The organism is Halobacterium salinarum DSM 3754 (genome assembly GCF_008124605.1).
Classification (GTDB): domain Archaea; phylum Halobacteriota; class Halobacteria; order Halobacteriales; family Halobacteriaceae; genus Halobacterium; species Halobacterium salinarum.
On record NZ_VRYN01000001.1, the window covers coordinates 259725 to 283071 of the forward strand.

Here is a 23347-nt window from a genome sequence, read left to right on the forward strand (position 1 = left end):
GCCGAGTATAAATCTTTTCTTCGTAGCTTAGTTACGAAATTCGTAACTCTTTTGCGGTGCGTGGCACAACACCAGTCATGGACGACATCGACCAGCAGATCCTCGACACGCTGCGGCGCGACGCCCGCACCCCCTACACGGAGATCGCCGACGACATCGGCGTCAGCGAGGGCACCATCCGAAACCGCGTCGACCAGCTCGTCGACGACGGCGTCATCGAGCGGTTCACGGTGTCGACCTCGACGGGGAACGTCAAGGCGATGATCGAGATCGGGGTCGCGATGGACGCCGACACCCACGTGGTGGGTGACCGAATGGTCGAGTGGGACGCCGTCGACTTCGTGTGGCAGGTCTCGGGGGAAGACGACATCGTGCTCATCGTGGACGCCGCCGACACCAGCGGCGTCAACGATCTGATGCGGCGAGCCCGCGAGCAGGACGTGGTGGTGTCCACGCGCACGCGGCTGATCCTCGACGAGAAGCTGGGGTGAGTCGAAGCGCTATTAGGCAGGGTGGTCATGCGTGACAGCATGAGCGAAGCCGACCGAAGCAGCCCCGGGTCGGGGAAGACCGACCGCGAGGACGAGACCGCCGAAAACGCCACGCAGGACGTGATCGCAGTCACCCCCGACGACGAGCGCACGGGGCTGGCCAACCGCCTCGACGCGCACACCGGCGACGGCGTCCGGCATCGCGCGTTCACGTGTCTGCTGTTCGACGAGGACGGCCGCGTGCTGCTGGCCCAGCGCGCCGACCGCAAGCGCCTCTGGGACACACACTGGGACGGCACGGTCGCCAGCCATCCCATCGAGGGGCAGAGCCAGGTGGACGCGACCCGCCAGCGCCTCGCCGAAGAGCTCGGGATCGAACCACACCAGTACGACAAGTTGGAGATCACCGACCGGTTCGAATACAAGCGCCGCTACCTCGACGAGGGCCTGGAATGGGAGGTCTGTGCGGTCCTGCAGGCGACGCTGCACGACACCAGCTTCGACCGCGACCCCGAGGAGGTCGGCGGCGCGATGTGGGTCGACTACGAAGACCTCTACGAGAACCCCCGGTATTACCGCCAGCTCCGGCTGTGCCCGTGGTTCGAGATCGCAATGCGGCGGGACTTCGAGGGCGACGCCGACCCCGTCCCCGACGGCACCCGGGCGTAATCCCACACACCACCGCGACTTTTGTACTGGCGTGCCAAACGCGAGCCGTGTTCGTCCTCACGAGGGAGGGCTATGACTCAGTGCTCGATCACGCACAGGCGGACACGCCCCGTGAGGCGTGTGGCGTGTTCGTCGGCGAGCGCGACGGCGACCTGCGGCGCGTGACGGCGGTCCGACGGGTGCCGAACGTCGCTGACGCGCCCCGCGTGCGGTACGAGCTGGACCCCGAGGCGACGCTGGCAGTGTTCGACGAGGCCGCCGCAGTCGGTCGGGAGGTCGTGGGGTTCTATCACAGCCACCCGGTCGGGCCGGGCCGGCCGAGCGCGACCGACCGCGAGCACGCCCAGTGGCCCGACCGTGTGTACGTCGTGGCGTCGCTGGCGGCGCGGCCGCCGATACTGGACGCGTGGCTGTGGACCGGCGAGGCGTTCGAGCGCCAGGCGGTCGCCGTGCGCTAAACGGGAAGCCGGCCGATCCCGTGCCGGTCGAAGCGTGGCCGCGACCGTCGGGTCAGCCCCGAACGGCCGTCCAGACGCCGACCACACCCAAGAGGACGGCGGGAATCATCGGGATCGTGAGGTAGGTGTCACGGAACCCCAGCCCGAAGCTGCCCGCGCCGGCCCAGTAGATGAACGCGGGCGCAGCCAGCCCGCAAACGGCGAGCGCGGCGACGAGTAGCCACTGGGACCGCTTGCTCATGTCGTCTGTACCGGCGGCCTCCTGGGGTTCGTGGGTCTGGACCATCAGTCGAGTTCGTTGTCCGGTTTAACGACTACTTTCCCAAAGCCCTCTCGGTTCTCCAGCAGTTCGTGGGCGCGGGCAGTCTCACGCATCGGGAGCACGTCCCTGATCCGGACGTCGAAGGTGCCGTCCCAGACGTGTTCGAGGGCGGCGTCGGCCTCGCCCGGCGTCGCCATCGTCGACCCGAGGATGTCCAGTTGGTTCCAGAACACGCGCTGGACGTTGGTCTCCGGGCGGCCGCCGGTGGTCGCCCCACAGGTGACCAGACGGCCGCCCTTCGCGAGAGAGCGCAGGGAGTCGTCCCAGGTCGCCTCGCCGACGTGATCGACGACGACGTCGACGCCGCGCTTGCCGGTTCGCGCGCGAATTTCGTCGGCGAAGTTCGTCTCGGTGTAGTTCACGACGTGGTCGGCACCGAGCTCCGCGGCGTACTGGAGCTTCTGCTCGGTGCTCGCCGTCGCGAACACCTCGGCCCCGGCGTGGGCGGCGATCTGGACGGCGGCGTGCCCGACGCCGCCGCTGGCACCGAGCACGAGCACGGACTCCCCGGGGGACACGTCCGCCCGCGTGTTGAGCATGCGCCACGCCGTCTGGAACACCAGCGGTGCGGCCGCTGCCGTCTCCCAGTCGACGTGCTCGGGCACGGCGATCAGGTTGTCCGCCGGGACCGCCGCGCGCTCGCTGTGCACGCCCGGCACGTGCTCGCCGAGCACCCGAAACGACGCGCACAGCGCGGGCTCGCCGTGCCGGCAGAACTCACACTGCCCACACGAGACTCCCGCGAGCACCGCCACCCGATCCCCGGGTTCGAACCGGGTCACCGACGCCCCGACCGCCGAGACCACGCCGGCGGCGTCGCTGCCGGGGACGTGTGGCATCGAGAGGTCGATCCCCGGCATGCCGCGACGCGTCCACACGTCGAGGTGGTTGAGTGCGCCGGCGCGCACGTCCACGAGCACGTCGTCGGCCCCGAGATCGGGCTCCGGGACCGTCCGGTAGTCGATCACGCCGGTGCCGCCGTGGCCGTCGAAGGTGACTGCCTGCATATCGGCGTGGTCGCTCCCCCACGGCAAAACTGTACGCCCCGGCGACGCGCAGGCTCACAGTCTTATCACTGTGGCCGCCCACGTGGATGTATGGTCGACTTTCAGTCGCGGAACACGCGGCGCAACGATGACGACGACGACGCTGCAGAGAGCAGCGATGACGGCACGGCGGAGTCCACCCCCGACAACGAGGACTCCACTGACGCCCACCACGACGACGACGTCTCGCAGGTCGGCGTCGCCGTGGTGACGGTGTCGTCGTCGCGGTCGCTGTCCGACGACCCGGCCGGCGACGCCGTCGTCGCGGCCGTCGAGGCGGCCGGCCACGAAGTGGCGACGCGGGAGCTGGTGACCGACCGGTACGACCGCGTGCAGGGCGCACTCGACAATCTCACGGGACGTGACGACGTGGCTGCCGTGATCACGACCGGCGGAACCGGCGTGACCCCCGACGACGTGACCGTCGACGCCGCCCGCCCGTTGTTCGACATGGAGTTGCCGGGGTTCGGCGAGGAGTTCCGGCGGCGGTCGGCCGCGGACATCGGCACCAAGATCATCGGGTCGCGGGCCACCGGCGGCGTGGTCGGCGGGACGCTCGTGTTCTGCCTGCCGGGCAGCGAGCACGCGGCCACGCTGGGGACCGACGAAATCATTCTGCCCGAGCTTGCGCACCTCGCCGGACTAGCCGGCCACAACACTGACGCATGACGGACAAATACCGCCTCCGAGAGCGCGTCTGGGACGACCTCGAAGACAGCGGCGTGGCGCGGTTCCCGTTCCCGCCACACGGCCGCATCCCGAACTACGCCGGTGCCGATGAGGCCGCCGCCCGCCTCACCGAAACGGACGTGTGGCAGCGCGCTGAGACCGTGAAGGCGAACCCCGACGCCCCCCAGCTGCCGGTGCGGCGGGCGGCGCTGCGCGCGGGGAAGACACTGTACGCGGCGGTGCCGCGGCTGCGCGACGAGGAGTGTTTCCTGCGCCTCGACCCAACGACCATCGACGACATCGACGCCGCCACGACGGTGTCGGGGATCGAGGAGTACGGCGACCCGGTCGGTCCCGGGGACGTCGATCCCATCGACCTCATCGTGTCGGGGAGCGTCGCGGTCACCGACCGCGGCGAGCGCGTCGGGAAAGGGGAGGGGTACAGCGACCTGGAGTTCGCGCTGCTGCGGGCGTTCGGGCGCGTCGACGACGACACCGCGACTGTGACGACCGTCCACGAGCGCCAGGTCGTCGACGACGCTGTGCCGACCGCCGCCCACGACGTGCCGATGGAGTACGTGGTCACGCCGGACCGAACGATCACCACCACCCACGAGGATGACACGCCCAGTGGCATCGACTGGGACGCACTGGACGAGCAGCGCCTGGCGGAGATCCCGGTGTTGGACCGTCGCTCGCCGTAGGTCCGTCCCACGGGGCCGAATTTCAAGTGGGAGCGCGCCGTACCTGGCATGTATGTCGGGTTCACACGACGACGGTGCTCCGGCGGCGCTGTCGGCGGCGCTCGACGGCTGCGAGGGCGACCCCATCTGCGACCGCTGCCCGAAGCCCGCGGACTACTTCCTGTACGAACCGGGGCGGGTCGAGACGTTCGTCTGCTGGGAGCACGTCAGCCCGGTGTCGGCCGCCGTCGACGACCCCGCCGACGCCCACCCCGGGCGGCCGCTGGCGCTCTCGCTGTGAGACGCCCGTGTCACAGCCCGAAACCGTCGGGAGAGGAGTTAGGCAGCCAGCTCTTCGGCGACCGCGGTGGCGTCCAACAGGGCGGGATCGACGGTCAGATCCAGGACGCCCTTGATGAACTCGGGGACGCCGTCGCCCGTGTACGCGACAGTTCGGATGTCGGGGTTGTGCTCGTGGGCGACCGGGACCGCGGTCGCCTCGTTGCTGTCCGCGACCACCAACAGGTCGGCGTCCGCGACGCCGGCGTCTTCGAGGCGGTCGCCGGACACCACGCCTTCGAGGCGGGTCACGTCGACGCCCTCAGCTTCGAGCGCGTCCGCGATGTCGGTGCCAGCGCCACCGACGACGAGTGCGTGCATGCTGGTAGCTGGGGGCGGCGCGTTCAAGAACCTGCCGAGTCGCGGGGGCGGGTTACTCGTATTCGATCGTCGCCGGCGGCTTGTGGGTCACGTCGTAGACGACCCGCGACACCTCGTCGATGGTGCCGGCGATGCGTGACTGTAGCCGCTGGAGGGTCTCCCACTCCAGTTCCTGGGCGCGTGCGGTCATGCCGTCCCGTGACTCGACGGACCGCACGGCGACGACGTGGCCGTGCACCCGGTTGTCGCCCTTGACGCCGGTGGCGCGGCCGAGTACGGCGGCGAACGCCTGCCACGGCTCGTAGGCTTCGAGTTCGTCCTCGACGATGTGGGTGGCCTCCCGACAGACCGCGACCTTCTCAGGGGTGACCTCACCGATGACGCGCACCGCGAGCCCGGGGCCCGGGAACGGCATGCGCTCGCTGATGATCTCTTCGAGGCCGAGGTGGCGCGCGACCTCCCGCACCTCGTCCTTGTAGAGGTCGCGCATCGGCTCCACGATCCCCTCGAAACCGACGCGCTCGGGCAGCCCGCCGACGTTGTGGTGGCTCTTGATCGTGCCCTCGCTCTCGATGCGGTCGGGGTAGATGGTGCCCTGCACGAGCTGGGTGGCGTCGACCTCCTCGGCGACCGTCTCGAACTCCCGGATGAACTGCTCGCCGATGGCGTGGCGCTTCTCCTCGGGGTCGGTGACGCCGGCCAGTTCGTCGAAGAAGCGGTCGCTGGCGTCCACAACCCGGAGGCTGTCCATGTAGTCGAAGACCTCCCGGATCTCGTCGGTTTCGCCCTTCCGCATCAGGCCGGTATCGACGTAGACCGGGACGAGCTGGTCGCCGACGGCCTCGTAGGCCAGTGCGGCCGCCGTCGAGGAGTCGACGCCGCCGGACAGCGCGATGATGGCCGTCTCGTCGCCGAGCGCCTCGCTGATCTCCGCGCGGGCGTCCTCGACGAAGGAGTCGACGTCCACCATCAGTTCGTCACCTCCACGTCGGCGTCGCTGCCAGCAGGAGCCACGTCCGCCCGTTCGAGGACGGCGTCAAGCAGCCCGACGAACGGCGGGCTCGCTCGCGTCGGCCGCGACCGATACTCGGGGTGGAACTGCGTCCCGAAGAAGAACGGGTGGTCGTCGTGTTCGACGATCTCCATGCGGTTGCCGGCCTCGCCGGAGAACGTCAGGCCGTCGGCGGTGAGGTCGTCGATGTACTCGGGGTTGACCTCGTAGCGGTGGCGGTGGCGCTCCGTGCACGACGTGGCGCCGTACAGGTCGTGGGCCAGGGTTCCGGGTTCGATGGCGGTCTCGTGTGCGCCCAGCCGCATCGTCCCGCCGAGGTCTTCGAGGTCGTACTGCTCGGGCAGCAGGTCGATGACCGGGTACTCGGTGTCCTCGTCGATCTCCGCGGAGTGCGCGCCCGTCATCCCGAGAACGTTGCGCGCGTACTCCACGACCGCAAGCTGGAAGCCCAGGCACAGCCCGAGGAACGGCACGTCGTGCTCGCGGGCGTGCTGGATGGCGTCGATTTTGCCCGCCGTGCCACGCGAGCCGAACCCGCCGGCGACGACGATCCCGTCGGCGTCGGCGATGCGGCGCTCGTGGTGGTCGTGCATCTTCTCGGAGTCAACCCACAACACGTTCACTTCCACGCCGGCCTCCAGGCTGGCGTGCTTGAGCGCCTCGTGGATGCTCATGTAGGCGTCTTCCAGGGCGTACTTGCCGACGAGCGCGATGTCCACCTCGCCGGTGCGCTCGCGGGTGACGAGATCCCGCCACTCCGTCGACCGCTGGGCGGCCGGCAGGGCGTCCTCAACCATATCGAACTGTTCCATGACGTACTGGTCGAGGCCTTCCTCCTCGACGGTCAGGGGCACGTGGTAGATGTCCTCCACGTCGGGATTGGAGAACACGGCGTCCATGGGCACGTCACAGAACAGCGCGATCTTCTCGCGCACGTCGGGATCGAGGCGGTCCTCGCAGCGCCCGACCAGGATGTCCGGCTGGAGGCCGATCGACCGAAGTTCCTTGACGGAGTGCTGTGTGGGTTTGGTTTTCTGCTCGCCGTTTTTCGAGTACGGCACCAGGGTCACGTGTGTGAACAGGATGTCCTCGTCGTCCTGCTCGTGGCTGAACTGCCGGAGCGCTTCGAGGAACGGCATCCCCTCGATGTCGCCGACCGTGCCGCCGACCTCCACCAGGCAGACGTCGCTGCCTTCGGCGGCCTCGCGCACGCGGCGCTTGATGTCGTCGGTCACGTGCGGGATGATCTGGACGGTCTTCCCGAGGTAGTCGCCCGAGCGCTCGCGCTCGATGACGTCCTGGTAGACTTTCCCCGTGGTGACGTTGTGATCCGAGGTCATGTCCTCGTCGAGGAACCGCTCGTAGTTCCCCAGATCGAGATCAACCTCCCCACCGTCATCGAGGACGTACACCTCCCCGTGCTGGTAGGGGTTCATGGTGCCCGCGTCGACGTTCAGGTAGGGATCGATTTTCACCGCAGTAACATCGAACCCCGCGTTCGAGAGCAGTCGCCCGAGACTCGCCGCCGTGATGCCCTTCCCCAGCCCGGACATCACGCCGCCGGTCACGAACACGAACTTGCTCCCCAGAGAGGGGTCGTATTCGGTCTCTGTCGGCATACTGTGTGTGCGGCTGGCGCGGCAAAAACGGTTTCGGAGCGCACGTTGCGCGTCAGGAGGTGGCACAACGTGACTACGAGCGCCGTCTACTATTTCGGTGTGGCTTTGATTTCCGCGTTCCACCGGATGTCGTACGCCCGGTCTGCCGGCCACTTCATCACGCAGGTCGCGTTTACACCTTGGACGGAATCGTACGCGCCAGTCCACGTGGCCCCGTAGCCGCCGGCGTCCCCGATCTCCGTTTTTTTCGCCGCGTACTCAACTTTGCCAGCGTGCAAGGGGAATTCTATCGTCGGCCCATCGGGGCCAGGTGTAGCAGGTGTATTGAACGAAACGGGGACCGGCCCCTCGGTCGCGGTACTCGCAGGGTCGTATCGGCGCATGTCGTCCGAATCACGAACGAGATGGATCGACGGGCGGATGGCTTCGAGTTGGGAGGACGGTTCGGGCACTGCGCCACTCCAGAGCCACGCCCGATAGAACTGCTCACCGTCCAGTTGCAATCCGGGAAGCCGGTATAGAACAAGGAGGTGGTCGGACGTGAACGCAGGTTCGTCGTCTGTCCGGTGTCCGATCGCTGAATCCTGCCACGCACCGACGTATTCGAGTCCGTGATCGGGTTCGCTTGCTGCCAGCCCCCAGATACCGTTTTCGCCGTACGTCTCCCGAGTGTTGTCAACCGCTACCGCAAAATCACTGCGCGACATCGACCCAGATTCGGGAGAGAGCGATCGTTCAGTGCTCGCCGTGACCGGCTTTTTCGAAGGTAAACCGAACGCACTGCAGCCGGCTATCATCGTGGCTACTCCGATACCCCCGAGTGTCGTTCCGAATTGCCGCCGGGAACAGCAGTCGTCGTTTCTCATTTCCTAGCATAGATAAAAGGTCAATACGAAAGCGTGTCGGTTAGTGGACGACTGGACCAGCTCGAACTGTCTGATTCCGCCCCCGTCGGCGCTGGCGCTGGACTCCTGTTGGGTTCGACGGCGAGGCCACGACCGGTTCGACCGGAGTCGGTACGCGGCCGGAACCGGTGGCTCAGGGATAGCAGTGCGTGTAGCGGAATGGTCCCGTTCGCTGCCCGAGTTCCCGGATTGCGCCGGACGTAGGGCGAGGCGCTATCGACCCCGGCGATGCCCGACCAAGAACTCGCCGACCGTCGCGGCCACCGTTCCGTGCTTGCCGACGAAGAAGTGGTCGGCGTCGAGTTCGGCGACCGTCGTCTCGGGGTCGCTGCGGGCAGCCTCGACGACGGGCTCCCAGTCGGCGGTGGTGTCGCGGGTGGCGTACGCGACCTGGACGGGCGCGGGCACGTCCGTGAGCGCGGCCGCGGCGTCCAACCCCGCGGCGAGCTCGGCGGTGGGCGCGAGCAGCGACGCCGCCCACAGGTCGTGCTCGGTGGTTGCGGCGGCGAGCGCAGCGATGCTGCCGCCGAAGCTGAACCCGAACACGGCGGTGTGGGCGTAGCGCTCGCCGGCCCAGCGGATGGCGTTGCGGGCGTCCTCGCGTTCGCCCATGCCGCCGTCCCAGTCGCCGTAATCGAAGCGCAGACACGCCAGACCGTCCTCGACGAGCGCCGCCGCCACCGCCTGCAGCCGGTCGTCGCCGCGATGCCCACGGTGCTGTGGGTGGGGCGGACACGCCACGACGCAGGCCGTCGCGTCGCCGTCCGCCGGCTCGTCGAGGGTCGCTTCCACGTCCCGAGCGCCCGGCACAAGCACGGTTTCCTGATGCATGCAGCGGGGTTGGGGCTCCGAACGGTTAGCGCCACGGCTGTCTCCCGGCCGCGCCGGTAGCGTTATCAGCAATGACACAGATACACCGAGTATGCGCTGTGAGGGTGCACGCGCCCCCGCGTTCGAGCTGCCGGGCGTATCGGACGGCACACAGACGCGGTTGGGACTCACGGACGCGCTCGCGGACAACCGGGCGGTGGTGCTGTTCTTCTACCCGTTCGACTTCAGCCCGGTCTGTGCAACGGAGCTGTGTGCGATCCAGAACGCGCGCTGGTTCGACTGCACGCCCGGGCTTGCCGTCTGGGGGATTTCGCCGGACAGTACGTACGCACACGAGGCGTTCGCCGACGAGTACGCGCTCACGTTCCCGCTGCTCAGCGATCACGCGGGCGCGATCGCGGACGCCTTCGGCGTGCTCCAGGCGTCGGCCGAAGACCACGACCGCGTCCCCGAGCGTGCCGTGTTTCTCATCGATGCCGACCGCGTGATCCGGTACGCCTGGGCCAGCAGTGACCTCTCAGAGAGCCCGGATCTCGGGGCGGTGAAAGCCGCCATCGACGACCTCCAGCCGGACACCGCGGGCGTCGCTCCGCGAACCATCTCGGACGCCCACGACGACGGCACCACCGACGGCTGAGCCGAACGGAGCGCCGCCGACGGGGGGCTGTCAGTCGAGGAAGTCGGGTTCGGTGCGCTTGCCGTCGACCTCGCTGTCGAGGTGGGCACGGAACTCCGCGAGGTCGACGCCTTTGCCCTCGCGCTCCTGGCGGTCCCGCACCGAAACGGCGTCGGCGTCCTCCTCGTCGTCACCGACGACGAGCATGTACGGGACGTTGTCGTCGTGGGCCTGCTGGATCTTCTTGCCGACCGTCCAGTCGCGGTCTTCGACCTCGACGCGGTAGTCGCCGAGCTCGTTTTTCACGCGGTGTGCGTACCCGAGGTTGTCATCCGTGACCGGGAGGATGCGGACCTGCTCGGGCGCAAGCCAGGTGGGGAACCGGCCGTTGTAGTGCTCGATGAGCACCATGAAGAACCGCTCGTAGCTGCCGTAGAGGGCGCGATGGATCATCACCGGCTGGTGGGCGTCGTTGTCGGAGCCGGTGTACTCAAGGTCGAAGCGGTCGGGCATGTTGAAGTCCAGTTGGACCGTGGGGCCGTCCCACGAGCGGCCGAGCGCGTCCTCGAAGCCGAAGTCGATTTTCGGCCCGTAGAAGGCACCGTCACCGGGTTCGACGTCGTAGTCAACGCCCTGCTGGTCGAGCACCTCCCGGAGTTGGCGCTCGGACTGCTCCCAGATGTCGTCGCTGCCGACGGATTTCTCCGGGCGGGTGGCGAGCGCAACCTCGTAGTCGAGGTCGAAGGTGTCCAGGACCTCCGTGATGGTGTCCATGAGCCGCCGGACTTCCGCCTCGATCTGGTCGGCGCGCGCGAACACGTGTCCGTCGTCGATGGTGAACGCCCACACCCGGCTGAGCCCGGAGAGCTCCCCGCGCTGCTCCTTGCGGTAGACTTTGCCGTCCTCGAAGTACCGCACCGGGAGGTCACGGTAGCTCCACGACCCCTCGTTGAAGATGGTGGCGTGGCCCGGACAGTTCATCGGCTTCAGGCCGTACTCCTCGTCGTTGACGTCGAGGAGGAACATGTCGTCGACGTAGTTGTCGTAGTGGCCGGACTGCTTCCAGAGTTCCGTGCGGAACAAGTGTGGGGTTTCGACCTCGTCGTAGCCCATCTCGCTGTTCAGGCCCCGAACGTACTCCGAGAGCTCCCGCAGCACCGTCTTGCCGTTGGGATGATAGAGGGGCAGCCCCGGCCCCGTAACGTCCGGGATGGAGAACAAGTCCATCTCGCGGCCGAGCTTGCGGTGGTCGCGTTCTTTGGCCTCCTCGCGGCGCGCCAGATACTCCTGGAGGTCGCTCTCGGTGGGGAACGCCGTGCCGTACACGCGCGTCAGCGTCTCGCGCTCCTCGTCGCCCCGCCAGTAGGCGGCGGACGTCTCAAGCACCTCGAAGCCGCCGATCTCGCCCGTCGAGTCGACGTGTGGGCCCTTGCAGAGGTCCTCGAAGTCGCCCTGCGTGTAGAAGCTCACCGGCCCGTCGCCGGCCGCCTCCGCGTCCAGGATCTCGCGTTTGAACTCGTTGTCCGCGTAGTGCTCGCGGGCGTCCGCGCGGTCGTATTCGACGCGCTCGACGTCGAGGTCGTCGTCGATGATGGACGCGGCCTCGGCCTGGATCTCGTCGAGGTCGTCGGCGTCCAACTCGACGTTCGCGATGTCGTAGTAGAACCCCTCGTCGGTGTAGGGGCCGATGGTGAGTTTCGCGTCGGGGTGGTGGCGGCGGATCGCCTGCGCAAGCACGTGCGCGGCGGTGTGCCGGAGCACGTCGAGATACTCGTCGCTCTGGTCGGTGACGATCTCGATTTCGCAGTCCTCGGAGATCGGCTCCTCTTTGGCCACCAACTCGTGATCGATCTTGCCCGCAACTGTGTCACGGCCGAGGCCAGGCCCGATTTCGTGCGCTACATCCTCGACCGTCGCGCCGGACGCCACCTCAAGCGTGGAGCCGTCCGGCAGCGTCACAGTGACCGAACTCATGATATCACTGCTTCGCTCGGAGACATTCATAAGCTTGTTGTGACGGTGTGAACATGCCGCCCCACACGCGCGGAGCGGTCGCCGCGCAGGTGTCACAGTCGGCCGCTGCACCCGAGCGGGGTGGAGGCACTGCACAGCCGATGCTGCGATCCATGCTACCGTGACTCTCGGAAGTGTTATCCCGTAGTCGGCCCAACGGTTGATTGCAATGGCATCCGGTAAGGTTGACTTCTTCAACGACACGGGCGGCTACGGTTTCATTTCGACTGACGCAGACGACGTCGATGACGACGAGGACGTATTCTTCCACATGGAAGACGTCGGCGGTCCGGACCTGGAGGAAGGTCAGGAAGTCGAGTTCGACATTGAATCATCCCCGAAGGGTCCGCGCGCGACGAACCTCGTTCGCAACGAGTAACGCCGCCGCCCGTCGTATCTGACGACGGCTGACGCTTCACTATCACTACTCTTACGCTCCGGCGTCGTGGCGTTCGATTTCGGAGCAGCAATCACCCACCCCACAGCCGGTGGCTTCGCGGACGGCTGGTTATTCTCGTGCGCCAGTGCCGGGGCCGTCGATCGCGGCGAGGTCGATGTGGCCGGCTGGCATCGGGACGCCGTCGAAGTCGTCGTCGGCCAGCAACAGCGACCCATCGAGGTCCGCGTAGTCGAGCAGCGGCGCGAGGTGGGCGGCCGCGGCGATGCTGGCGTTCGATTCGATCATGCAGCCACACATCACGTCCAGGCCGTGGGCGGTGGCGGTGTGGATCAGCCGCATGGCCGCGCGGAGCCCGCCGGTCTTCATCAGTTTGAGGGTCACGATGTCACACTTGTCGGCGAGCTGTGGGATGTCGCTGGCGACCATGCAGGACTCGTCGGCGGCGATGGGGAGCGCGGCGCGCTCGTGGACGAACTGCAGGCCCGCCGGGTGGTCGGCCGGCACGGGCTGTTCGACGAATTCGACGCCGTAGTCGGCCAGCCGTTCGATGTTCCGGACGGCCTCGCGGGGTGTCCATGCTTCGTTGGCGTCCACGCGGATCGTCGCGTCCGGCGCGGCCTCCCGGACCGCTGACAGCCGCTGTTCGTCGCGGGGCGTCCCGAGTTTCACCTTCAGCGTGCCGAAGCCCGCGTCGACGGCCGCGCGAGTTTTTTCTCGCATCGTCTCGGCGTCGTCGATGCCGATGGTGTAGGAGGTTTCGACGGTGTTCGCCGGGTCCAATCCCCAGTACTGGTACAGCGGGCAGTCGGCGCGTTTCGCCACGAGATCGTGGCAGGCGATGGAGACGGCGGCTCTGGCGGCCGGATTGCCGCTGACAACGTCGCGCAGCCCCGCCTCGATGCGGGCGAGGTGCTCGGGGGCGTCGACGCGTTCGACGACCGCGAGCAGGTCCGGGAGCACGGCGTCGACGGTGGCCGCGGTTTCGCCGTAGTGCGCCGACGGTGCGGCCGCGCCGACGCCGGTGGTGCCGTCGTCGTCGCTGACGGACACGGTCACAACGGTGGCGGTGTCTTGGGTGCCGCGGGCGATGGTGAACGGGTGTTCGAGGGGGAACTGGCGGCGTTCGAAGTCGGTGTTCATCGGATCGCCTCCAGGACGGCGTCGGGGCCGAACCGCACGGGGTCGGTGGCGGGCGCGTCGATGGCGGTGGCGTAGTCGGCGACCGCGTCGTGGGCGTCGGCGTCGGCGTCGATGTGGCGAGTGTTCAGCATGCCGCCGACCACGTCGCTGTCACTGACCGGGGCGGCGAGTCGCTCGTAGCGCGCCGGGAACGATTCGATCGGGGGGAGCGTGGTGTCGTAGCCGTGGACCGACCCGCGGCCGGCCTCGTGGCAGAGCACGAGGTGGTCGGGGGCGGAGCCGTGGAGGACGCTCGTGGTCACGCCCGAGTACGCGGGGTGGACGATGCTGGCCTGTCCTTCGACGAAGACGTAGTCGTGGTTGGCGGCGGCGGCGGTCACCGCGTCTTCGACGGCACCGGCGGCGAAGTCGGCGACCACGCGATCAACGGGCACGCCATCGCTCTCGATGAGGATGCCGGTCTGGCCGGTGGCGACGAACCCCGCGTCGAGGCCCACATCGCGGGCGGCGGCGTAGAGTTCGCGGGTGGCGGTCATCTTTCCGACCGAGCAGTCGGTGCCGACGGTGGTGACGACCGTGGCGTCGACATCGCGTGCGGTTCCGTCGGCGACCCCGAGGTCGTCCGGTGGGCGGCGGATATCATGGAGTTCGCAGCCGTGCTCGGCTGCGAGGCTGGCGAACTCCTCGTCGTCAGCGAGGAAGGCATGGAGGCCGGCGGAGACGTCGGCCCCGCGTTCGAGGGCGGCCCGGACGTCGGGCCGCCAGGACGGATCGAAGCCGCCGCCGATGGGCGCGATCCCGATGATGAGCGCGTCGACGGCGGCGTCGACGGCCGCCATCGAGGCGACGATGGGGGCGTCCTGTGTGCCAGTAATGTGGTCGGCGACCTGGGTGCCCGCGGTGTCGCGGTCGAGCACGGCGGCCACGTCGTAGTCGGCGTACCGGAGCACGCCGACCGCGGTTTTCGCGCGGTCGGGGAACTGGCCGTGAGCGAGCAAGGCGACGCGCATGCCACGTGGGTGGCACTGTGGTGTGGTAAGTTTACTGCTGGGGTGATTCGTTGACGCCACAGACGTGGATCTTGTGAACACGCCACAGCGTATTTGATCGTGGGTGGTGTACTGACACGTATGGCAGCGACACAGCGAGGAACAACCGCGCTCGATCGGATGCGCAGCCGCCTCGAACGCGTCGACGTGACGTGTTCGGGCTGTGGCTACGAGGACGAGGCGGGGTGCTGGGAGTCCGTGACCGACGGGAGCCACATCCGGTACCGGCGCGTATGTCCGTGCTGCGGGCGCAGTCACGACGTGACCTATCGGCTCTGAGCCGCCGCTACAGCAGCGACAACGGGAGCGTCCAGAAGTCAGTGTGGGCGTCGGCCAGCGCGTCGGCGGGGTCGCCGGTGGCGTCGACGGCGGCGGTCGCGTCGGCGTCGAACGCGTCCAGCAGCGTGTCTTGGCCCACGACGAACAGCCGGTCGGCGTCGATGTCCGCGAGCGCGCGCTGGCATTCTTCGAGGTGGGCCTGGATCTGTTCGTCGCGCAGTCGCTCGAAGCGCGCCTGGGAGAACCCGCCTTTCGAGTGGTCGCTTTTCACGTTGCTGGTGAACCCGTCGAAGGAGCGGCGGTCGCCGTCACGGTAGACGCCAACCGCGAACAGGTCCGCGCGCACCACGGCCAACGCGTACCGGCCGGTGGGCGCGAGCCAGTCGCGTTCGATGCGCGCCGTCTGGCCCCACTCGCAGAACGGCTCGGGTGGGTTCGGCGGCCGGAGCGCCGTGGAGACGATGCCGTCGCGGTCGTGCACGACGAGGCAGGGCGCTGCGCGCGCGACCAGGGGCGCGCGATCTCCGAGGGCGTCCCGGAGCTGCGCTGGCGGGTCGTCGGCGACGTACGCCGTGAGCACGCCCTCCGGGCCGGCGTCGAGGCTCTCTAGGAGGGCGAGGACGCGGTCGCGGCGGCGGCCGGTGAGGGCGATGCGGTCGCGGAACTCGGGGGCGGCGTCGCCGGAGTCCGTGCGGTCGAGTCGGTCCTGGAGTTCCTCGATTTTCGTTTCCAGTTCGTTGGCGCGGCGCTCTGCCGCCTGGCGCTTGCGGGCCGCCTCGCTGCGGCGGTCGGCCTCGGCGTCCAGTTGCTGCTGGAGGGAGTCGGCCTCGGCTTCGAGGTCGTCGATCCGGGCCTTGAGTTCGGTGCGCCCGAGGAGGTCGTCGAGCATGGAGTGATCGCGGGGGGCTGCGAGTATAGGCGTTGCGCCGCGTGTCAGACGGCGCCGATGTCGAGCAGGCGGGCGGCGTGGTCGCGTTTCGCGAGCAGGACCTCCGAGAGCGTCGGCGGGTTGTCGACGTTCAGGTCGTCGAGGCGATCGGCAGGCACTGCAAGCGTCTGCTGTGGGACGTCCGCCTGGCCGTCGACCGCGAGGTGGGCGCCCCCGAGTTTCATCACGAGCGGGAGGTCGGTCCGGGAGACGCCGGCCGCGGTGGTGTACAGCTGTTCGTTGACCCGCTGGTGGTGCGACCGGTTGATGGCGGCCCGGCCGGTGTCCGCGGGTTCGACGTACAACCGTCCGAGGTAGTAGCCGCTTGAGAACGCCTCGAACATGCATGTGTATGTTTGTCACACTCACAGATAAGTGCATCGCCCAACCCGGCACAAATTGCTGGTTCAGCCAAGCAGACACCCTTTTCAGCGCCGGCGATCAACCAGGAACTGTATGGACTCAGGGGCATTGCTGGATCTGCTCGGCAACGAGAACCGCCGACGCATCCTCCAGTTGCTCGCACGCAAGCCCTGCTACGTCACGGAGATCTCCGAGTACATCGGCGTCAGCCCGAAAGCCGTCATCGACCACCTCCAGCAGCTCGACGACGCCGGCCTCGTCGAGTCCCGGGTTGACGACCAACGCCGCAAGTACTTCCACATCGCCGAGAACCTCCGCCTGGAGGTGCAGCTGTCGCCGTTCGGGTACGGCGCGAAGTCGGCATACCCCGCGAGCACGGACCTCGATCTGGCGCGGTGCCAGTACGTCTCGGTGCGCATCGAGGAGCGGGACTCGAACGCGGAGGTCAACGAGCTCGCCGCGAAGCTCAAGGAGCTGAACGAGCTCGAACGCGAGCTGTCGATGGCCCAACGATGGGTGCAGGGCCAGCTGGCCGACGTGCAGGCGGCGCTCGGCGACGCGATCGGTGACGGCCCGGACCGCCTCTACGCCGACGTGCTGGCGGCGCTCGCCGACGACTCGCGGACCGCTCGCGACGTCGCGGAGGCGCTGGAAGCACCCGTCCCGCTGATCGACGGCGTCCTGCAGACGCTGGCCGACCGGGGGTTGGTCGTGGAGCGCGCCGACGGCGAGTACGCGATCGCGGAGTAGCAACCTTTTCCTCCGGTGGTGCGGTACTGCGGCGTATGACAGCAGACCCAGGGGATCGCGTGCGCGTCACGCACGGTGACGCCAGCCACGAGGGCGTGTTGGTGCCGTCACCGTCGGACGACCATCTCGTCGTGAAACTCGACTCGGGGTACAACGTGGGCGTCGACACCGCCGACGCGGACATCGATGTCCTGGACGCCGACGCCGTCACCGTCGACGGCGACACCGGCGAGGACGCGGCGGGATCGACCGTCGAGTTCGACGACGACCTGCCGACGATTGCGCTCATCTCGACGGGCGGCACGATCGCGTCGACGGTCGACTACCGGACCGGCGCGGTCACCGCACAGTTCGACGCCGAGGACGTGTTGCGGGCGGTGCCGGACCTCGCGGGCCGCGCCAACTACCGGGGCCGCGTCGTCGCGAACATCCTCTCGGAGAACATGGAGCCCTCGATCTGGCAGGACCTCGCGGCGGCCGTCCGCGAGGAGATCGAAGCGGGCGCGGACGGCGTGGTCGTGATGCATGGCACCGACACCATGCAGTTCTCCGCGAGCGCGCTCTCGTTCATGCTTGAGACGCCGGTCCCGGTGGTGTTCACGGGCAGCCAGCGGTCCGCCGACCGGCCGTCCTCGGACAACGTGATGAACGCCGTCTGCGCCGTCGAAGCCGCGAAAAGCGACGTCGCCGAGGTCATGGTCTGCATGCACGCCACCGAGAGCGACGACCGGTGTGCGCTCCACCGCGGCACCCGCGTGCGCAAGACCCACACCAGCCGCCGGGACGCCTTCGAGACGGTGGGTGCGACCCCGCTGGGGTACGTCGACTACGACGCCGCCAGCGAGGCCGCGACCGCGGACGCCCGCGGGGTCACCGTCGAGGGCGCACACGCCGCCCGCGGCGACGCCACCCTGGACGTCGCGTCGGCGCTGGAGCCGGCGGTGGAGCTGGTGAAGTTCACGCCCGGGATGAACGAGTCGCTGCTGGCGGCCTGCGAGGGCAGCGCCGGCGTGGTCATCGAGGGCACCGGCCTGGGCCACGTCCACAGCGACCTCACGGACACCATCGGGTCGCTGGTGGATGACGGCACGACGGTCGTCATGACCAGCCAGTGTCTCGAAGGGCGGGTGTGTGACCGCGTCTACGACACGGGCCGGGATCTGCTCGCGGCGGGCGTCGTGGAGGCCGGCGACACCCTGCCGGGGACGGCGAAAGTGAAGCTGATGTGGGCACTGGCGAACGCCGACGACCCCGAGGCGGCGATGCAGGAGTCGGTCGCTGGCGCGCTCACCACGCAGTCCCGCCCATGGACGGCATGAGCGGGGAGTTGACCGTCCGGCAGGCGAGGCTGTCCGACCACGAGGCCGTCACGGCGTTCACCAGCGACACGTGGGCCGAGCGCCGCGACAACGGCGACTACATCCCCCAGATCTTCGAGGAGTGGGTGGCCACCGACGGCCCCCGCCAGCGCACGTTCGTCGCGGACGCCGGCGACGACATCGCGGGCATCGTGCAGTTCGTGCAGCTGTCGGCCCACGAGGCCTGGGCACAGGGGATGCGCACGAACCCCGAGTACCGGGGGTCGGGGGTCGGCCTGCAACTCGTGCACGCGGGCTTCGACTGGGCGCGCGAACAGGGCGTGGCCGTCGCCCGGAACATGGTGTTCGAGTGTGGGTGCGAGCAATACAGTGCAAAACAAGCCGCGTAACCACCCGACGGCTCCCCCGTCGTCTTTACCTCGCGGGTAGGTTCCCTACTCTCCACGACAGGGGGTGGGTGTCCCCGCCCCATGCGTGGGGAGTGAATCACGCATATATGGGGACGCCCCACCCCCGTATCTGAGCCTCAAAAACTGTTATTCGCTCAGATTCTCAGTAAGGTTGCCCTCCCGCCGACGGATACGGCGGGCAACCAGTGCATCTACCTCAGTGAACATTTTTGTCACGACCTTATAGGCTACAAACAGGTTGAGCGGGAGGGCGATTATCGCCCCAATCACGCCAAGAGCCGCGCCCAGTATGATATTCACAATTCCCACAAGAATCCCCAGTCCGACCGCATATATCATGAAATTCTTGACGTGAGGCTTTACGATTGAATCGTCCTCCGTCATGGGAGTATCCGCCCACAAGTCCCGCAAAACTTGTTTCGTGTCTGCCATACATAGAGCCGATAAGTCACATCATGAAATAAGTTCCCATACCGCCCCGCCTGTCGGGAGCGGTCGGGCTACGCCCTCCCTCCACAACGGAGTACAGCAACCCGTCTGAGCCGTCCCACAACTGTCCTACAATCATTCGTCAGTACGGTATACACGGGAGGAGTGACTCCGCTCCGATGACCAACTGGTTGCCTGTGCCTCAAGCGCCAGTGCGACCACCGAAAGGGAGTCTCCCATCCGACATTTGTCGGCGCGGCCCACGGGAGCCGACGTGTTGAAATCCCGCCGTACATCTCCCGTCTATTCTTTCGAGGTTTTCGAGGCAACCCCTTGGTACACTTCAACACCCGCCAGCCTTGGGTGTGTCAATCGCTACACGGGGGTGGGCCGCTATACCCTCGGCTACCCCTGATTAAATAACGTAAAAAGAGCCGCAGAGGGTGGTGAGACGCCGCTTATGCGAAGTCTTCGGCGTTCACCGTCAACCCGTCTGAGTCGCTACCCTCCGAACGGTCGAACGTGGTCCCGCCGATACGGCCGTCCTTCTCCGCAAAGGCTTCCTGCTGTTCCTCACGGGTACGACCCTCCAGTAACCCAACGGTCTTGAGAGTGTCCCGAACGTGGGCGGGCCGAACGTCCCCCTCTACCTCCTTGGTGAGGGTGTCCGCCACTTCCTCCACGGATAGGCCAAGGAGGTACAACTCCGCCACCAACACGGGGTTGTCAGGGCGTACCATGTCCTCGGGCGGGCGGTAGCCAAGAAGGGACGTGAGACGGTCCCCACCCCCTTGCTCCCGTTCGTCCTCACCCTTCGCCGTGAGGGTGTCCACATCCAGTCCGTGGGCGTCGGCGGCCGCTTCGAGGGTCCCCAACCAGTCCCCGAGGGTGGCTGTATCGTTCGCGCCAGTGAGTTCCTCCACGGCGCTATCCAGTCCATCAACTTGAGGGTGGGCGAGAAGGTCCCGAAGGAACTCCCCACGGTCGGGGTTGCTCAGTTGCTCCCTCGAAGGGTAATCGGCGTAAGCGTCGCCCACAAGCGGCTCCCCGACGCCGTACCCGAGTTCGGCCCCCTCAAGAGCCTCACTGATAGCCTCGGGACGGTCGGCGTCGGCGTCGCCACCACGGTCCCGCGCTTCCTCCACCGTATCGGGGTGAATATCCACCGTCATGCCTCACCCTCCACGCCGTAAGCGTCGGCGGGTACGGCCGCCACTACCACACCCTCACCGACACTCAAGACCACACTGTCGTTCGGGAGTTCGACAGTGGAACTCTCGCGGTAGTTGAAGACCGCAACGACGTACTCCACCGTATCCGCGTTCTTGGGATACACGGCCGTGAGCCGCCCATCGGCGTAGTTGACACGGCCGTCTGGCGCGAACTCTACGCGGCTCAGTGGCTCCACGCCAGTATCCACTACCTGAAGTTCGCTCACAGTCGGACACCCCCATCGGTGTCCTCAGTGTCCTCTACCAACTGCTCGCAGGCATACCGCGCGGCAAAACCGAGGGCTACCTCCCCCGAGAATTGTTCTTCTTTCACTTTCTTGATAGCCTCACGGTCCTTCGAGTTGATGCGTAGCCAACGGTCACGCGGCTCAGGCTCCTCAGACATCTTTCCTCTCATGTTAACCGTACTGACGAGTACGTACTACGTTCGTTGGACGCCGCCCATACTGGCGTACATCGGTGGTAGGCGCGTTCTCCCGCCAGTCTCGGCCGATTTTGGTACTGTCCTCCGTGCAAGGCCGAGATGGGGGCAACTGGGTATCGGCAACCGATTTTTGCGCGGGATACCTGACCAATCCACTGGGACGGCCTTGTCTTGTGCGCGTGCGCGTATAGGTTACCTTTGGGATAGGCGAAGTTATGCACAAACTTGTCCAAAATCTCGGATAGGCCCCGAGAAAGCCAAAATCGGGATTAGGGCGCGGGTACGCGGGTAGGAGCCGCAACCGAGGGACCGCATAGGGCCGTCGGCGTCTCACCGCCAGCGCGGGCGGTGGGAATCGGCTCTGCGAGCCGCCCGACCGCCCATAGGGGAGCCGTGTCAACTACCCGCATGGACCGCCCGCAGTGGTTGTGTAAGGAATCTGGTTATTCTGCAAAGATGGAATCGGCTAAGGCGTCTGGTATCGGCGGGAAGGGGCTTCAACACGCCCGTATCACTTCTTACGCGCGCAAATATATACGTCCGTGTAATATTCCCCACGTTCGTTGCCATGCGGTAATGCTACGAACGTGGACCGGAGACGCGCGTGTGCGCCCGCCCACGCCGCTCGAAGCGAACAGACGGCCCAACCATCGGCGTCACACCGAACGCGCTTGAGCCGCCCACACGTTCGTCTGAGCGGCCGTAGTATTACCGTGGCTCATGTTTCAGTCACGGCTCTCAACTACCTCCGATTACCCCGATATTGGGCCGTCGGCGTCTCTACCCGCCACAGACGGGCCGTAGAAGCGTTTTACCCTCACCCGACAGAGACGGCTTGAGACTGCGGATACTGAGCGGTAGAGACGGAGGGGTGTTTAGTCCGCGCTACCCCTACCCTCAAGGCGGGCCGATACCTATTCCTCGGGGTTTTAGTCTGAGCGATTCCGTCGAATAGTGGCGGCTTGAGTAGTTGAGTCGGCTACGAACGGCAAAAGAGCAACTGTGTACGGCGTCGGCGGCCTACCAAGTGTTCCGCGCTTTCTGTGCTAAGTCGTCGTCGCCCACGTCTAAGTACGTCTCAGTGGTCTTGATTGATTCATGCCCGAGTAGTTTCTGAAGCGTCCGCAAGTCGGCCCCGTTTCTCCCGTCGTCGTCGTCGCTCCACCGACGGACGGCCCCACTATGCCGCAGTGTGTGGGTAGTTATCTTCTTCTTCTCGTTGCCCTTGGCGTCGGTGTATAGCGTCTCTTGTAGGCCCGCGTTCTCTGCGGCTTGCCGAACGATGTCCCCGACGTGAAAACGGCTCAAATGCTCCCGCTCGTTGCTCAGGAACAGATACGGGGAATCACTGGCAAGCGCGTAACTCTCGCGGTCCACATCTATCCAGAGATTCATCAACTGGTCCAAGTCCCGCATATAGTAGACCGTCCGACTCTCGCCGTTCTTGGCTACCTCTGAGCGGATAGTGATACTCCGCGCCTCACGGTCTATATCGCTCAGTTTGAGCCGTGACACCTCTTTCCGCCGTAACATCCCTTGGTAGGTGAGTCGAACCAGTAGTTCGTTTCTGACAGTGGGCGACGGGACGGATTCGGCTAACTCATCCACCTTCTCGGGCGGGAGTCCGTGGCGGTCGTCTGTTCCCTCAAGCGCCTGTTCCTTCTTGGTTTTCGTCGTCGTCGTTACGTCGTTTAGGCTTACGTCGTCTACTGGATTCTCGGGCGGGAGGGTGGCGTCTAACCGTCCGCCGTCTTGCAGTTTCTCCGCCGTCTCAAAGAACTTGGAAAGGGCGGATTGATGGACACTCACCGTCTGATACGCGTACCCTTGGTCGTTGCTCAAGTGGAGAAGGTAATCCTCCACATCCAGTGGCGTCACGTCGAACGCATCATGTGGGCGGTCGTTGCACCACTTGGCATAGACACGGATAGAGCCACCGTAGCGGGAGGCAGAATCAGGCATGGTCCGCCCGATACGCTCAATCACGGCGTTAACGCGGTCCCCGACGGGTGAGGCAGTTTCAGACATGAGTTACACCTCCTTGAACCAAAGCGGGTTACGGCGTTTCACGGCGTCTCTCGCTCCCTCTATGGGAATCTCTCGGCCTTGCCACGTTGCCGTAACCGTCCCGTCGTCGTCTGGCTCCCCCAAGTCCTCGAACTCAATTCGTTTCACGGCCGCCGTCTCCGCCAGTTGCTCAAGGGCAACGCGGGCCGTCTCTGGCTCCACATCGGTCCCTGCGGCTACCCCCTCCGCAGTAGTGGCGTGTTCGGCCCCTTCGGGTAGCGCCGTCCATACCGCCGTAGTGGTTTCCTCAGACACGGACGTACCGCCAGCATACATAGCGTCGGTGGCGTCTGCCAGCGTACCCTCAAGGTCCTCTATACGTCCCTGCATCCCCTCCACGGCGGTTAGCAACTCACCCACGCGTTCGTCCGTCTGAGCCGTGGTTCCACCGCCGTCACTGTCGTAAGCGCCCGCAAGTTCCCGCTCCACAGACTTGCGGATAAGGTGGGTGAGACTGTCGTATTCCTCAGATTCCTCCACGGCGTCTTTCCATTTCTGTTTCTGTTCCTTGCTGTTAGCGCGGATAGCCACCGTCGGTTTCTCGCTCATACCTCACTGTCATG

At 66.6% G+C, this 23347-nt stretch carries 30 protein-coding genes; 12 read left to right on the top strand and 18 right to left on the bottom strand.

Annotated elements, in window-relative coordinates:
- The first annotated feature begins 77 nt into the window (after positions 1-77).
- From APQ99_RS01380 to APQ99_RS01390, 3 genes are read left to right on the top strand one after another with little or no spacing between them, the layout of a single operon-like run.
- On the top strand, positions 78-491 hold the full coding sequence (locus APQ99_RS01380) for an Lrp/AsnC family transcriptional regulator (protein WP_010903327.1): 414 nt from the start codon (positions 78-80) through the stop codon (positions 489-491).
- A 39-nt stretch (positions 492-530) separates the two neighbouring features.
- Positions 531-1160 carry an isopentenyl-diphosphate Delta-isomerase gene (locus APQ99_RS01385; protein WP_012289385.1) on the top strand — a complete coding sequence of 210 codons (630 nt, stop codon included), beginning with the start codon at positions 531-533 and terminating at the stop codon, positions 1158-1160.
- 47 nt (positions 1161-1207) lie between these two features.
- The gene (locus tag APQ99_RS01390) at positions 1208-1618 is read left to right on the top strand and encodes a desampylase (protein WP_010903329.1); all 411 of its coding nucleotides are present in this window, start codon (positions 1208-1210) and stop codon (positions 1616-1618) included.
- Between the two features lie 52 nt (positions 1619-1670).
- Here the strand turns inward: APQ99_RS01390 and APQ99_RS01395 are convergent, their stop codons facing one another.
- Together APQ99_RS01395 and APQ99_RS01400 are read right to left on the bottom strand one after the other, a co-directional pair.
- A complete protein-coding gene (locus tag APQ99_RS01395) occupies positions 1671-1904 on the bottom strand; it encodes a hypothetical protein (protein WP_010903330.1) in 234 nt (77 codons plus the stop codon).
- The gene (locus tag APQ99_RS01400; RefSeq protein WP_010903331.1) at positions 1904-2947 is read right to left on the bottom strand and encodes a zinc-binding dehydrogenase; all 1044 of its coding nucleotides are present in this window, start codon (positions 2945-2947) and stop codon (positions 1904-1906) included. The genes APQ99_RS01395 and APQ99_RS01400 overlap by 1 nt, the downstream gene beginning before the upstream one ends.
- Positions 2948-3037: 90 nt before the next feature.
- Between APQ99_RS01400 and APQ99_RS01405 the strand changes: the two genes are divergently transcribed.
- Genes APQ99_RS01405 through APQ99_RS01415 form a run of 3 tightly spaced genes read left to right on the top strand, consistent with a single transcriptional unit; the run spans position 3038 to position 4639 of the window.
- Entirely contained in the window at positions 3038-3655 is a 618-nt protein-coding gene (locus APQ99_RS01405) for a MogA/MoaB family molybdenum cofactor biosynthesis protein (protein WP_010903332.1), read from the top strand.
- Positions 3652-4359, top strand: coding sequence for a 5-formyltetrahydrofolate cyclo-ligase (locus APQ99_RS01410; RefSeq protein ID WP_010903333.1), 708 nt, complete (start codon positions 3652-3654; stop codon positions 4357-4359). The genes APQ99_RS01405 and APQ99_RS01410 overlap by 4 nt, the downstream gene beginning before the upstream one ends.
- A 52-nt stretch (positions 4360-4411) precedes the next feature.
- Positions 4412-4639 carry a hypothetical protein gene (locus tag APQ99_RS01415; protein WP_010903334.1) on the top strand — a complete coding sequence of 76 codons (228 nt, stop codon included), beginning with the start codon at positions 4412-4414 and terminating at the stop codon, positions 4637-4639.
- Positions 4640-4677: 38 nt separating this feature from the next.
- Here the strand turns inward: APQ99_RS01415 and APQ99_RS01420 are convergent, their stop codons facing one another.
- From APQ99_RS01420 to APQ99_RS01440, 5 genes are all read right to left on the bottom strand, one after another.
- Positions 4678-4998, bottom strand: coding sequence for a DUF7126 family protein (locus APQ99_RS01420; protein ID WP_010903335.1), 321 nt, complete (start codon positions 4996-4998; stop codon positions 4678-4680).
- Between the two features lie 52 nt (positions 4999-5050).
- Positions 5051-5968 (bottom strand): glutamine-hydrolyzing GMP synthase, encoded by a 918-nt coding sequence (gene guaA / locus APQ99_RS01425; RefSeq protein ID WP_010903336.1) that lies wholly within the window; start codon positions 5966-5968, stop codon positions 5051-5053.
- Complete coding sequence (locus APQ99_RS01430) at positions 5968-7629, bottom strand: CTP synthase (protein ID WP_010903337.1); 1662 nt, start codon at positions 7627-7629, stop codon at positions 5968-5970. Before APQ99_RS01430 ends, guaA begins: the two co-directional genes overlap by 1 nt.
- Before the next feature lie 89 nt (positions 7630-7718).
- The gene (locus APQ99_RS01435) at positions 7719-8495 is read right to left on the bottom strand and encodes a hypothetical protein (RefSeq protein ID WP_012289386.1); all 777 of its coding nucleotides are present in this window, start codon (positions 8493-8495) and stop codon (positions 7719-7721) included.
- Between the two features lie 252 nt (positions 8496-8747).
- A complete protein-coding gene (locus APQ99_RS01440; RefSeq protein ID WP_010903340.1) occupies positions 8748-9365 on the bottom strand; it encodes an alpha/beta hydrolase in 618 nt (205 codons plus the stop codon).
- Positions 9366-9456: 91 nt separating this feature from the next.
- On the opposite strand from APQ99_RS01440, the gene APQ99_RS01445 reads away from it, so the two are divergent.
- Entirely contained in the window at positions 9457-10002 is a 546-nt protein-coding gene (locus tag APQ99_RS01445) for a redoxin domain-containing protein (protein ID WP_012289387.1), read from the top strand.
- A gap of 30 nt (positions 10003-10032) precedes the next feature.
- Here APQ99_RS01445 and thrS read toward each other — a convergent pair whose 3' ends face one another.
- Positions 10033-11955: a threonine--tRNA ligase gene (gene thrS / locus APQ99_RS01450; protein WP_012289388.1), complete on the bottom strand. Its 1923-nt coding sequence runs from the start codon at positions 11953-11955 to the stop codon at positions 10033-10035.
- A 208-nt stretch (positions 11956-12163) separates the two neighbouring features.
- Between thrS and APQ99_RS01455 the strand changes: the two genes are divergently transcribed.
- Positions 12164-12373 (top strand): cold-shock protein, encoded by a 210-nt coding sequence (locus APQ99_RS01455; protein ID WP_010903343.1) that lies wholly within the window; start codon positions 12164-12166, stop codon positions 12371-12373.
- 129 nt (positions 12374-12502) lie between these two features.
- Here the strand turns inward: APQ99_RS01455 and APQ99_RS01460 are convergent, their stop codons facing one another.
- Positions 12503-13534 carry a dipeptide epimerase gene (locus tag APQ99_RS01460; protein ID WP_010903344.1) on the bottom strand — a complete coding sequence of 344 codons (1032 nt, stop codon included), beginning with the start codon at positions 13532-13534 and terminating at the stop codon, positions 12503-12505.
- Complete coding sequence (locus tag APQ99_RS01465; protein WP_010903345.1) at positions 13531-14544, bottom strand: DUF1611 domain-containing protein; 1014 nt, start codon at positions 14542-14544, stop codon at positions 13531-13533. The genes APQ99_RS01460 and APQ99_RS01465 overlap by 4 nt, the downstream gene beginning before the upstream one ends.
- A gap of 120 nt (positions 14545-14664) precedes the next feature.
- Between APQ99_RS01465 and APQ99_RS01470 the strand changes: the two genes are divergently transcribed.
- Positions 14665-14862, top strand: coding sequence for an HVO_0649 family zinc finger protein (locus tag APQ99_RS01470; protein WP_049892519.1), 198 nt, complete (start codon positions 14665-14667; stop codon positions 14860-14862).
- Positions 14863-14869: 7 nt separating this feature from the next.
- Here APQ99_RS01470 and APQ99_RS01475 read toward each other — a convergent pair whose 3' ends face one another.
- Both APQ99_RS01475 and APQ99_RS01480 read right to left on the bottom strand, forming a co-directional pair.
- Positions 14870-15751, bottom strand: coding sequence for a Vms1/Ankzf1 family peptidyl-tRNA hydrolase (locus APQ99_RS01475; RefSeq protein ID WP_012289389.1), 882 nt, complete (start codon positions 15749-15751; stop codon positions 14870-14872).
- 44 nt (positions 15752-15795) lie between these two features.
- The gene (locus tag APQ99_RS01480) at positions 15796-16134 is read right to left on the bottom strand and encodes a DUF5802 family protein (RefSeq protein ID WP_012289390.1); all 339 of its coding nucleotides are present in this window, start codon (positions 16132-16134) and stop codon (positions 15796-15798) included.
- A 112-nt stretch (positions 16135-16246) separates the two neighbouring features.
- On the opposite strand from APQ99_RS01480, the gene APQ99_RS01485 reads away from it, so the two are divergent.
- The 3 genes from APQ99_RS01485 to APQ99_RS01495 are packed head-to-tail and all read left to right on the top strand — an operon-like array spanning position 16247 to position 18611.
- Complete coding sequence (locus APQ99_RS01485) at positions 16247-16903, top strand: ArsR family transcriptional regulator (RefSeq protein WP_010903348.1); 657 nt, start codon at positions 16247-16249, stop codon at positions 16901-16903.
- A gap of 35 nt (positions 16904-16938) precedes the next feature.
- Positions 16939-18222, top strand: coding sequence for a Glu-tRNA(Gln) amidotransferase subunit GatD (gene gatD, locus APQ99_RS01490; protein ID WP_010903349.1), 1284 nt, complete (start codon positions 16939-16941; stop codon positions 18220-18222).
- On the top strand, positions 18210-18611 hold the full coding sequence (locus APQ99_RS01495; protein WP_394347165.1) for a GNAT family N-acetyltransferase: 402 nt from the start codon (positions 18210-18212) through the stop codon (positions 18609-18611). Before gatD ends, APQ99_RS01495 begins: the two co-directional genes overlap by 13 nt.
- A 147-nt stretch (positions 18612-18758) precedes the next feature.
- Here APQ99_RS01495 and APQ99_RS01500 read toward each other — a convergent pair whose 3' ends face one another.
- The 6 genes from APQ99_RS01500 to APQ99_RS01520 form a co-directional block, all read right to left on the bottom strand.
- On the bottom strand, positions 18759-19064 hold the full coding sequence (locus APQ99_RS01500) for a hypothetical protein (protein WP_136361510.1): 306 nt from the start codon (positions 19062-19064) through the stop codon (positions 18759-18761).
- 455 nt (positions 19065-19519) lie between these two features.
- A complete protein-coding gene (locus APQ99_RS01505) occupies positions 19520-20233 on the bottom strand; it encodes a hypothetical protein (RefSeq protein ID WP_136361511.1) in 714 nt (237 codons plus the stop codon).
- Positions 20230-20499 carry a hypothetical protein gene (locus APQ99_RS01510; protein WP_136361512.1) on the bottom strand — a complete coding sequence of 90 codons (270 nt, stop codon included), beginning with the start codon at positions 20497-20499 and terminating at the stop codon, positions 20230-20232. The genes APQ99_RS01505 and APQ99_RS01510 overlap by 4 nt, the downstream gene beginning before the upstream one ends.
- The gene (locus APQ99_RS12725; protein WP_211356661.1) at positions 20496-20678 is read right to left on the bottom strand and encodes a hypothetical protein; all 183 of its coding nucleotides are present in this window, start codon (positions 20676-20678) and stop codon (positions 20496-20498) included. Before APQ99_RS12725 ends, APQ99_RS01510 begins: the two co-directional genes overlap by 4 nt.
- Positions 20679-21737: 1059 nt before the next feature.
- The gene (locus tag APQ99_RS01515) at positions 21738-22745 is read right to left on the bottom strand and encodes a tyrosine-type recombinase/integrase (RefSeq protein WP_136361513.1); all 1008 of its coding nucleotides are present in this window, start codon (positions 22743-22745) and stop codon (positions 21738-21740) included.
- Between the two features lie 3 nt (positions 22746-22748).
- Positions 22749-23333, bottom strand: coding sequence for a hypothetical protein (locus tag APQ99_RS01520; RefSeq protein ID WP_136361514.1), 585 nt, complete (start codon positions 23331-23333; stop codon positions 22749-22751).
- Between the last annotated feature and the right edge of the window lie 14 nt (positions 23334-23347).